Source organism: Tessaracoccus antarcticus, assembly GCF_003688855.1.
In the GTDB taxonomy this organism is placed as follows: domain Bacteria; phylum Actinomycetota; class Actinomycetes; order Propionibacteriales; family Propionibacteriaceae; genus Arachnia; species Arachnia antarctica.
This window is the reverse complement of record NZ_REFW01000001.1, coordinates 332439-343600: the sequence shown is the minus strand read 5'-3', so window position 1 is coordinate 343600 and position 11162 is coordinate 332439. Positions and strand designations below refer to the sequence as shown.

Genomic DNA, 11162 nt, shown 5'->3' with positions numbered 1-11162 from the left:
TCCCCCGTCATGGCCACTGCCACAACAGTCAACGCCACCACCTTCACACCTCAGTTCTGGGCAAAGGGGGACTGGGCCGCCTACTTCGGGCTCCTCGTCAACAACCTGACCAACCTGCTCACGATGATTGCCCTCCTGACGGTGGTCGTGGGACTGCCTTCCGAGATGGTCCTGGGGCGGATCGCACCGGCCTTCGGGCTTGCCATCTTCGTGGCCAGCGCCTGGTACACGTTCCTGGCGTACCGGATGGCCAAGTCCACCGGTCGCACCGACGTCACGGTACTGCCGTCCGGGCCCAGCGCGCCGTCGATCTTCGCGGTGACGTTCCTCGTCCTGATGCCCGTCTACCAGACCACCCAGAACGCAGAGTTCGCCCTGGGCATCGGGCTCGTCTGGTGCGTGCTGGAAGCGTCGATCCTCATCGTGGGGTCCTTCGTCGGTGACGCGCTGCGCCGCCTCATCCCCCGCACGGTGCTCCTGTCCTGCCTCGCGGGTCTGGGGCTGCTGCTGTTGGCCATGAACCCGATGCTGCAGGCGTTCTCCGCCCCGGTGGTCGGTTTCGTGGTCCTCACGCTCATCTTCATCAACTGGTTCGGCCGCAAGCCGTTGTTCAAGAAGATCCCCACCGGCCTCCTCCTGCTGATCGCCGGTTCCGGTCTGGCGTGGGCCTTCGGCCTCCAGTCCACGGAGGCGATTTCGACAGCGGTCCAGCAGGCCGGGTTCCAGGTCCCGACGCTTCACGTCACCAACTTCCTGGACGGACTGCCCAACGCGCTGCCGTACCTCGCCTCGGCCCTGCCGCTCGGCCTGGCGAACTATGTCTTCGACCTTGAGAACATCGAGTCGGCACACGCCGCAGGTGACCCCTACAAGACACGTTCGGTGATGCTCGGCAACGGCATCACGTCGCTCATCGGCGCGGCATTCGGCAACCCCTTCCCGGTCACCGTCTACGTCGGACACGTGGGCTGGAAGGCGCTGGGCGCCCGCCTGGGCTACTCCGTGGCCTCCGGTTTCAGCATGCTGATCTTCGGCCTGTTCACACTCGGCGGACTGTTGCTCGCGATCATCCCGATCTCGGCCGTGGCGCCGATCCTCGTCTACATCGGCATCGTCACCGCCAATCAGGTGGTGAGGGAAACGCCACGAGTGGAGGTGCCTGTGATCTTCGTGGCGCTGTTCCCATGGATCGGCAACTGGGCCCTCACGCTGGTCGGCAACGTCTTGAAGGCGGCAGGCACCACTCCGGGGGAGGTGGGATCGGAGGCGCTCACGGCGGCCGGTGTCGAGTGGGAGGGGCTGATACATCTGGGAAACGGTGCCCCACTGGCGTCGCTGATCTGGGGTTGTATCGCCATCTTCGCCATCCGCAACCAGCCCATCGCGGGTGCGGTCACGGCCGTCATCGCGGGACTGATCTCCGGTTTCGGATTCATCCACGCCGCCTCGGTGGGCTGGGGCAACGGCACGACGATGACGGTGATGGTTGCCTACCTGATGGTTGCCGGGGTGTTCCTCCTCAAGTGGCTCACGGATCCGAAGAACCGGGAAGCCGTCGACATGCCCGTGGATGAGGCCCCCGACGAAGTTGTCGTGGAGATTGATTCCGACGACGTCAACGCCGCTGAAGTGGCCGGTACCGGCTCCACCTCTGACCAGGAGACCGCCATCAGGATCTGATGTCGCGTCACCTCTCCTCCCGCTGCGGCGGGCCCGTTCCCCCCCGACGGGCCCGCCGCGGCGGGTTTTTTCACCTCTCGCCCCGTCGTGCATGCGTCGTCGACTGCCAGTGTCTCTGCTCCCGATGAGTGCCGCGACGACCCTTGACAGGTTCCACGTCGGGAATCTACGATTGGGACGTTATGTAAACGTTTACAGTAGGGCGGAGACGACGATGTCACAGGTCCAGAACAATGGTGCACGACGCTGGGGGATGCCGATTCTGGGCGCCACCCTGGCGGTGGCGAGCTGGGGCATGGTGGCCTCCCCGTCGCGAGCAGATGATGTGGTCGAGGGGAGCATCGTGACCAGCAGCATGCCAGCCGCCTCGGCCGGTCTGGCCGTCGACTACAACGTGTACCTGCCGGCTGGCTATGACGCCGGGCAGGAACGCTACCCGAGCCTCTACCTGTTCCACGGGCGGGGCGACACCATGGCGGCATGGCCGCGCGTGAAGTCCACACTCGACGAGATGATTGCCGACGGGGAGATCCCCCCGGTCGTGGTGATCATGCCCGACGCCCCCTGGAGCGAGGGTGGCAGCTACTACGTCGATTCGGACTTCGACGGCGGCGGGGGACTGCCCGCTGGGCAACAGGTGGAAACCGCCATGACCAAGGACCTGGTGACTTACGTGGACACCACGTACCGCACGGTGGCCAGCCGCAACGCCCGCGCCGCCGGTGGATACTCCATGGGCGGCTACGGAGCCCTTCGCTACACCCTTGCCCACCAGGATCTTTACGCAGCAGGCATCATCTTGAGCCCCGCCGTGTACATCCCCACGCCCCCCGCAGACTCGTCGGCGCGCGAGTTCGGCGCCTTCGGCTCCGGGACCTCCGTGTTCGACGAGTCCATCTATGAGCAGAAGAACTATCCAGCCCTCCTCCCCGGTCTTGACCCGGCGACGCCGACGCACCTGTTCATCGCCGTGGGGGACGACGAGTGGATGAACCCCGACCCCGCGGACGCGGACCACGACCTCGACTTCGAAGCTGCCCGGCTCTACAACACCGTGCGGCGGTCGCCGGCCATCACGGCGGAACTCCGAGTCCTCAACGGCGGGCACGACTGGGACGTCTGGGGCCCTGCCTTCCGTGAGGGTGTGGCCGACGTGATGGGTCACGTACGAACCTCCGACCCACAGCCTCTGGAGGGATCCCTGCTCGGCACCGTCGGCGATGACCGCGCCGGCGGAATCGTTCCCGGGGCCAACGGCGGCGAGGTCGTCGCACTCAGCGTCGCGGGCGAGTTCGAGGGTCTCGCGCCCCAGGGTGGTCTTGATGGCGTGGTCGTCTCGCGGGACGCTGACGGCAACACCGTGTGGTCGACGTCCCTGGCGACGTCGGAGAATGACCGCATCTACGGCGTGGAGGCGGGGCCCGGGAACGACCACTACGTGGGCGGCTACACCCGTGGCGACCTCGACGGCGACCACGCCTCGCCCGCGAGTGACGACGGGTTCGCGGCCCGCGTCGCGGGTGATGGGGGACTCACCTGGGTCACCCAGTTCGGTGACCCGTCGGCCGCCGACCGGGTCTACGCCACGGCGCCATCGGTGCAGGGCGGCCTCCTGGTTGCGGGCTACACGAAGGGGAGCCTGTCCGGGCAGCCGAACGCAGGGGACAAGGACGCGTTCCTGGCGCTCATGACCCCGGCAGGAGAGATTGCATGGAGTGACCAACTCGGTGGCACGGGGGAGGACAAGGGGCTGGCTATTGCCCAGGCACCCGACGGCGCCGTCTACGTGGGCGGGTTGGCCTCGGATGCCATGCCCGGAGCCCAGTCCCTTGGCGGACTGGACGGTTGGCTGGCCAAGTACACGTCTGAGGGGGTACGGGAGTGGGTCACGCCGGTCGGTACCTCCGGTGACGACCAGGTCTCCGCGCTGGCGATCACGCCTGACGGCAACGTGGTGGTGGCGGGGTTCACCTCGGGTGCCCTCGGTGAGGCGTCTGCGGGCGGCAACGACGCGTTCCTGCGCAAGGTCAGCCCGGAGGGTGACACGCTCTGGAGCACCCAGGTCGGCAGCCCCGGTGACGACCGCGCCACGGACGTCGCCGTCGACATGACCGGGACGGCCACGCTTGCTGGACACACCGACGGGCGAATCGGCGTCAGCGCGGGGGGCACAGACGTGTTCACCTCCACCATCGACGACTCCGGGCACATCCTCGGTCAGCGTCAGGTGGGCACGTCGGAACGCGACGGCGCCGACACCTACGACGAGGGGAACCTCTACGTGGCGCTCGGGAGCGATGGCGACGTCGTGCTCACGGGGCTCACCTACGGCTCCACCACCACCGCCACCAACAAGGGGGAGGGCGATGTGTTCGTGGTGAGGTTGGGGACCGGCGACGGGCCGGAACCCACGCCGAGCCCAACCCCGAGCACCTCACCCAGCGAGACCCGGAGCCCGACACCCACATCGAGTACGTCCCCGATGCCCTCGCCCAGCCAGACGACGACGATGACCTCGCCGAGCCCTTCGTGGAGCATGAGTGACGGTGCCCCGAGCGGTGGGCAGACGGACCTGTACTCGACGCCAGGGCTGCACCACGTCAATGGTCGGTGGTGGTTCACCCAGTGCGAGGACTACTCCCGCACCATCCGCTGCCGCACCGAGATCTGGGCCACCCAGATGAGCTGGACCGGCGGCAAGCTCATGAAGCAGAACGGCTGGTTCTTCAACAACCTCACCTACCTGCCCCGCATGAAGCGCCAACAATGGGCCGGCAACCCGCTGGGCTTCACCGGTGCGTGGACCTCCGCGGACGGTCGCATGTGGCGCACCGAGTGCGACACCCCGCGCACCGGCGGCAACGGGTGCCGCAGCTCGATCCGGACGCGCACCGTGGTGGCGTCGCAGACACCGGGTGGCGGGTACAGCTACACGATGGAGTGGACGTGGGTGGTCAACAACATCGTTCGCTTCAGGTGAGCCGATCCGCCAGGGCCACGGTTTCCTCGGCGCGCCGCACCATGGCGGCGTCGAGGAACCGGCCGTCGGCCAGCACCACGACGCCGTGACCGGCCGCCGTGGCCCCGGCGATGCTGGCCAGCACCTCCTCGGCCCGTTCCAGCTGTTCGGGTGAGGGGAGGAACGCCTGCTCGATGACGACGAGTTGCTTCGGATGGATCGCGACCCGGCCCACAAAGCCCAGCCGTCGACCATCCCTGCAGGATTGCTCGAGCGCGTGTTGCTCGGCCAGGTTAGTGAAGGCGGACATCGCGGGGGCGCCGAGACCTGCCGCCCGGGCCGCGTTGACCAGCCGGGAACGCGCCCACCCCAGTCCGTCGTCGTCGTCGACGCCGAGGCTCGACTTGAGGTCCGCCTCTCCCAGCCCGATGCTGGCGACGCCTGCCATGGCGATCCGAAAGGCGTGCTCGATGCCGAGTGCCGACTCCAGCAGGGCGTGGATGGCCCGGTCGCCGACCACGTCGGCGACGGTGCGGACGTCCTCGTCCGACTCGACCTTCGGGAGCCGCACCGCCACGCAGCGGTCCAGCCGCGCCACCATGGCCAGGTCCTCGTCGAACCATGTCGTGCCGATGCTGTTGATGCGGACCTGTACCCTCCGGCCCGGGTGCTGGGCCAGCAACGACTCCATCAGTTCCGGCAACCCCTGCCTCGCGTCGCCCTTGCCGCCCGCAGCGACTGCATCCTCCAGGTCGACCAGCACCACATCGGCACGGGACGCGAAAGCCTTGGCCACCAGGGCGGGGCGGTCAGCCGGTGCGTACAAGAGGGTCAGCGCGGGTTTCATATGGATCCTTCGTGGCGCATCAGGGCGACGTCTCGTGGACTGAACCCAAGTTCGGCAAGCACTTCGTCGGTGTTCGCGCCCGGTGCGCGGCCCGTGAAGCGGACCGGGGGGACGCCGTCGGAGAGACGAAACAGTGGGCCCTGCATGGCGACTTCGCCGAGATCGTCGTCCGGGAGCGTGATGATGGTGCCCAGTGCCTCGTACTGGGGGTCGACGGAGATGTCGGCGGCATCGTAGATGGGCGCCACGGCCGCCTGGGCCTCCTCGAACTGCGCCACCACGTCGACGCGGTCCCGCGCCACGATCCACGCACTGACGGCTTCGTCGAGTTCCGAGCCGTGCGCAGCCCTCCCGGCGCCGCTGGCGAACCACGGCTCGTTGATGAAATCGGGTCGTCCCACCAGCGTCATCACCCGTTCCGCGATGGACTGCGCGGAGGTGGACACCGCCACCCATTTCCCGTCCCGGGTGCGGTAGGTGTTGCGCGGCGCGTTGTTGGACGAGCGGTTCCCGGTGCGGGCCGCCACGGTGCCCAACGCCGCCCACCGCGTGATCTGAGGTCCCAGCAGCGCGAGGATCGGCTCGATGATGGCCAGATCGATGACCTGCCCCACCCCCGAGGCGTCGCGGGCATGGACTGCTGTCATCACCGCGTACGCGGTGGCAAGGGAAGCGATACCGTCGGCAAGCCCGAACGGTGGCAGCGTGGGTGGGCCCCCGGGCTCCCCGGTGAGGGCGGCGAACCCGCTCATGGCCTCGGCGAGTGTGCCGAATCCCGGGCGTCGCCGGTAGGGGCCCACCTGCCCGAAACCGGTGACCCGGGCCATGACCAGGCGCGGGTTCCTGGCATGCAGGACATCGGGCCCGAGATCCCACTTCTCGAGGGTGTCGGGACGGAAGTTCTCAATGAGGACGTCGGCCGTCTCGACGAGGCGCAGGAGCACCTCGCGTCCACCACTGGTCGACAGGTCGGCGGTCACGGTGCGCTTGTTGCGTCCGAGCGTCTTCCACCACAGATTGACGCCGTCCTTGCTGGGCCCGTGCCCGCGCGAGGGGTCCGGTCGGCGCGGATGCTCCACCTTGATGACCTCGGCGCCCATGTCCCCCAGATGCATGGCGGCCATGGGCCCGGCGAACAGCGTGGAGAGGTCGAGTACGCGAAGGTCCGCGAGCGGACCTGCAGTCTCCTGCCCGGTCATGTGGGTGCCACCTCGTCCCAGGCCACGCGGAACCCGATCCGGGGGGAGCGGGCCAGTCCGAATCCGGGAAGCAGGAACTTGAACGAGAAGTCCGGCGACTGCGGGCCCGGCTCGACGTACCAGTCAGATCCCTGCGCCGCGTGGGCGCTCCCGCCCTTGAGGATGACGAACCGCGAGCGGCCGTCGCTGTGCTCGGACTCAGTCCAGTTCCACACCTCGGGCCGTGCCCTGCTCCAGCCGGGAAGGTCTGCGGCGAGTTGCCACTCGTCCTCGGTGGGGAGTCTGCCGCCCACCCACGCGGCGTAGGCGCGGGCATCCGAGAGGTTCATCCCGGTCGCCGGGCCCGTGCCGGGAACCGGCGCGAAGCGTTGGGTGCAGCGCGGCGCGTAGCCACTGTGGTGGACGAATGAGTGGAATTCCTCCGCGGTGATCTCCGCGGAGACCCGTACCGCCGTTGCCAGGTGGGCGACCCGCTCGAGAGTGCGCAGGTCGTGCAGACGTGGTGGGAGGGGCTTCCATTCGTTCACGAACGGTGCCTCCGCGTAGATCCCCGTCTCGCGCATGCGGTACCGCACCGTCAGTGGGTGACGCCCCGGGGGCACGAGGACACCGGTCCTGGAGGCCGGGGGCCCCACGGGGAACGCATCCCCGTGGAGTCGCACGGTGTCGCGGTGGGGGAAGGCTGCATCCGGGTCGTGGGGATGTTCAGCCACCGCGGCGGCCGCCGCAGCAATCTCGGGTGGCACGTCGCCGCGGACACGGGCGATGCCACCGATGGAGTGGGCCGGGATGCACACCTCGGCGCGGGCCGGCTGCCCCGTCACCAGGTCCAGGCTGGTGGCGCCCCCATCCCCGCCGGGGACCGCCAGCATGTGGTCGCTGCCGCTCGTGTTGGCCACTGCCAGGAGTCGGGTCCCACCCAGGACGAATTCCCCCGCCACGAGGTGCTCGCCCACGTCGACGAGCGGTGTCCACTCGCCGCGGACCAGGACGTCGGCCAGCGCCCGCTGCCAGGTGACCATGCGCGCAAGGGTGGCGGCGTCGCGCCGGTTCCAGCCGACCCAGGCGGAGAACACGTTCTCCCACACCATGACTCCCGCGCCGTTCAGCCAGGCGGAGATCAGCTCGCCGGAGTGGTCGCGGTGCCAGCGCCGGACGTGGTGCTGCATGTGGCGGCGCTCGAACCAGCGGGCCTTGAGAACCCCGGGAACCGGTGAGTCGGCGAACCACTGCGCCCAGGAGAGGTGATGGTCCGCTATCCGCTCGAGGGCGAGCTTGGACTCGCCCTCCAACACCACGCCGGGTTTGGCCTGCTGCAATGTGTCGACCAGTGCAGGATCGGCCTCACGGAGGGTGTCGAGGAAGATGCCGTCGGCATCCAGGTGGGCCACGAGTGCGGCAAGCTCTGCCCGGTCCTCCCCGGATCGGCGCGTACCCGTGTCCCACGGGTTGTAGTCGACGAACACACGCAGACCCAGGCGGTGGAGTTCCGCCACGAGCTCCACGATGCCCGGCACGTCGCGATACCAGTCCCACTGGTTGCGGTCATCGATACCGATGACGGGGTAGGCGTGCCACAGCACCACGGCGTCGAGGCCGCCGAAGCGCTGGAAGTCCGCCACCAGCTTTTCCGGGGTGAAACTGCCCGCGTCGAAGTCGTACAGGAGTTCGTCCCACAGCCAGACCTGCGCCACCGTGAAGCAGGTGGCGGCCCAGGCGGAGCCGGGACGCTGGTAGAAGGCGTCGTCGTAACCGAGCCGTTTTCTTGCATCGGCGCGCCAGTCGGTGATCCGGGCACGGAAGGCGTGCCACTGCGCCCGGTCGGAGGGCGCGGACAGGATCTTGCCGTCGTCGAGGTCGGCCAGTGGCGCCCCGGGCGCCCACGGGCGAGGCAGGTCGATTTCGCGGGGTACAAGCGGGTTGAAGCTCACAGCACCACCCCCCGCGACAGACGCTGCTGCGCGACGGCGCAGGTGCGCCGGGTGAGGTCGTCGACGGCCTGCATCGGTGAACCCGGGATGGAGGTGGAGATGGATGGGGGACCGTCCGTCTCGAAGGGGGCGATCCACGAGCGGGGCAGGTGCGCCGCGCCCACCATGGCGCCCAGGACGGATCCGACCGTGGCCCCCGTGGAGTCGGTGTCCCAGCCGGTTGCCACCGCCGCGGCGATGCCCGCCCCGAAGTCGAGGGCTGGCCCGCGTGCGGCCCAGCGCAGTGCGAACGCGATGGTGGCGGCATTGTTGCGTGCATGCACCCAGTGCATGCCGGAAAAACGCTCATGCAGCGCATCCAGGCCTGCCTCCAGGCTGGTGGCCCGGGCAGCGGTGGCGTCACCGAAGCGAACATCGGCGGCGAACCGGGAGTGGGACGGGACAACGGCCACACCGGCGGCAAGGACGCTCGACACAGGATCTGGGTCGTCCGCGCGCACCACGACGGCGGCGCTGCACAGTGCAGCAGACCACATGGCGGCGTACACCCCGGCGCGACGATGCGTCAGCCTTGCATCCACCCAGGCCTGGCGGGCTGCGGCCACGGGGCGGCCCGGGTTCACCCACCCGAAGACGTCGGCGCGGATCAGGGCACCGATCCATTCCCGGAAGGGGTTGCGGTGCTCGGCCACCTCATCCGTGGGCCACGCGTCCAGCAGGTTGCGGTAGGCGGCCCGCTCGGCCGTGAACACCCGTCCCGCGGGCAGGTTGTTCAGCCACAGGGTCGCGACGTCGTCGGTGTCGAAGTTCCCGCCCTCGGCCAGGGCCAGTGCGAGGAGTGCGAAGTTCAGGTCGTCGTCCTCGGGGATGCCGGAGATCGTCTCCGCGAGGGATGTCGGGGCGCTGCGCCGATTCCACGGCCATCGGCCGGCAACATCGTCGGGCAACCCGACGGCTGTGAAGTACCCCGTGATGGGCCAGTTCCCCGTGAAACGTGCAATCTCCTCGATGCCCTGGCGCGGGATCTTCTCCACGGGCTTGCCGAGGACGCAGCCCGCGGAGCGGCCCAACCAGCCGCCGCGAACCCGGTCGTCGAAGTCGTCACCCGCGCCCTCGAGCAGGGGCAGCGGATCCGCTGCGGCGAGGATCTCCTCGATGCCCTCGGGCTGCGCAGGATCCTCCACAGCCGGGAGCGCGTCCAGTTCGTCCAGGAGGCGGCGGGCCAGGTGGCGCAGGTCGGAGTGTTCGTCACTGGCCCCCGACACCGCCGGGACCAGGGATCCACCGGCGGACTCCCAGCGCTCGGAGATGGTGGCCAGCGCCGCTGCATCCCGGCCGAAGGCGGTGCTGGCGACCAGTTCGTGCGCGAGCAGGTCCTCCGGGTGGGCCCAGGTCAGCCGGGTCACGCCATCCCCATCCTCTCCAGGGCGCTCAATCGTTGTCGAGCCCGGTCCGCGTCGCGCCGGAGGATCTCGACTGCCACCTCACCCAGCACCTTCCCGGCGGCGTGCAGATCCAGGCGGGACCCCTCGGAGACGCCCGTGACCCATGCGTCAGGCACGCCGTCCAGGCCCTGCAGGGCAGCACAGATGGCCCCCGCCATGACGGCGATCGAATCAGCGTCCCGGCCGTAGTTGATGGCACCCAGGACAGCCTCCCGGTAGTCGCCCCCGGCGGCCAGAACGAAGCCCAGTGCGACGGGTAGTTCCTCGATGGACTTGATGCGCGAGGGACGCCGGGCCTCCATGGACTGGTTGCGGTAGTCGGGGCCCACGGAATCGTAGGGCGCCACCGCGGCGCGCAGTACCTCGTTGAGGTCGTCGCCGGGTTTCGCCTGTCGCGCAGCCGCCACCACGGCCCCAATGGCCGTGCGGGTCCCGTCGTGTGAAAGATCCATGGCGGCCTCGATGACCGACTCGGGTGTGGCGCCCGGCGTCAGTGCTGCAGCGACGGCGCCGGCGAAGACCCCGGCCGCTTCACGACCGTAGGACAGCTGGTGTGCACCGGCCATGTCGATGGCCTCGGCGTAAGCGGCCCACGGATCACCTGCGTTGACCACGCCGACGGGTGCCATGTACATGGCGGCGCCGCAGTTGACGATGTTGCCGACGCCGGCCTCGCGCGGGTCGACGTGTCCGTAGTGCAGGCGCTGGACCAGGTACTTCTCTGCCAGAAACACACGCTGGAGTGGGATGGTCTCCCGCTCCAGCTCCGGGATCCACACCACCTTGCTGATCATCAGTGGCACGAGGCCATCAGCCATGGCGTAGGCGTCAAGGTGGGTGCGCCGTTCCGCGTAGACGTCGATGAGCAGGTTCGTCATGAGGGTGTCGTCCGTGATGTGGCCGTCCCCCTTGTGGTACGGCGCGATGGGGCGGGCCGTGGCCCATTCCCGGTTGTACGGGCCGACGATGCCGGTGACCGGCCCGCCATGGCGTTGCCGGATCTGCTCCGGGGTCCATCCTTCGGTGGCACCACCCAGTGCATCGGCCACGGCCACGCCCACCACAACCGCCTCTGCACGGGCAAGAAATTCTGTGTTCACG

General features: G+C 68.9%; 7 protein-coding genes. 2 read left to right on the top strand and 5 right to left on the bottom strand.

The window, feature by feature from the left end; all coding sequences use genetic code 11:
- The first annotated feature begins 9 nt into the window (after positions 1 to 9).
- Positions 10 to 1680, top strand: coding sequence for a hypothetical protein (locus tag EAX62_RS01530; RefSeq protein ID WP_199711057.1), 1671 nt, complete (start codon positions 10 to 12; stop codon positions 1678 to 1680).
- 214 nt (positions 1681 to 1894) lie between these two features.
- Complete coding sequence (locus tag EAX62_RS01525; RefSeq protein ID WP_158600453.1) at positions 1895 to 4660, top strand: alpha/beta hydrolase-fold protein; 2766 nt, start codon at positions 1895 to 1897, stop codon at positions 4658 to 4660.
- Here EAX62_RS01525 and EAX62_RS01520 read toward each other — a convergent pair.
- Genes EAX62_RS01520 through EAX62_RS01500 form a run of 5 tightly spaced genes read right to left on the bottom strand, consistent with a single transcriptional unit; the run spans position 4653 to position 11161 of the window.
- On the bottom strand, positions 4653 to 5486 hold the full coding sequence (locus EAX62_RS01520; RefSeq protein ID WP_121899915.1) for an HpcH/HpaI aldolase/citrate lyase family protein: 834 nt from the start codon (positions 5484 to 5486) through the stop codon (positions 4653 to 4655). The two genes, EAX62_RS01525 and EAX62_RS01520, sit on opposite strands and share 8 nt — an antisense overlap.
- Complete coding sequence (locus EAX62_RS01515; RefSeq protein WP_121899914.1) at positions 5483 to 6685, bottom strand: CaiB/BaiF CoA transferase family protein; 1203 nt, start codon at positions 6683 to 6685, stop codon at positions 5483 to 5485. The genes EAX62_RS01520 and EAX62_RS01515 overlap by 4 nt, the downstream gene beginning before the upstream one ends.
- A complete protein-coding gene (locus EAX62_RS01510; protein WP_121899913.1) occupies positions 6682 to 8616 on the bottom strand; it encodes an SUMF1/EgtB/PvdO family nonheme iron enzyme in 1935 nt (644 codons plus the stop codon). Before EAX62_RS01510 ends, EAX62_RS01515 begins: the two co-directional genes overlap by 4 nt.
- Positions 8613 to 10022: an ADP-ribosylglycohydrolase family protein gene (locus EAX62_RS01505; protein WP_121899912.1), complete on the bottom strand. Its 1410-nt coding sequence runs from the start codon at positions 10020 to 10022 to the stop codon at positions 8613 to 8615. The genes EAX62_RS01510 and EAX62_RS01505 overlap by 4 nt, the downstream gene beginning before the upstream one ends.
- Complete coding sequence (locus tag EAX62_RS01500; RefSeq protein ID WP_199711056.1) at positions 10019 to 11161, bottom strand: ADP-ribosylglycohydrolase family protein; 1143 nt, start codon at positions 11159 to 11161, stop codon at positions 10019 to 10021. The genes EAX62_RS01505 and EAX62_RS01500 overlap by 4 nt, the downstream gene beginning before the upstream one ends.
- Position 11162 lies beyond the last annotated feature (1 nt).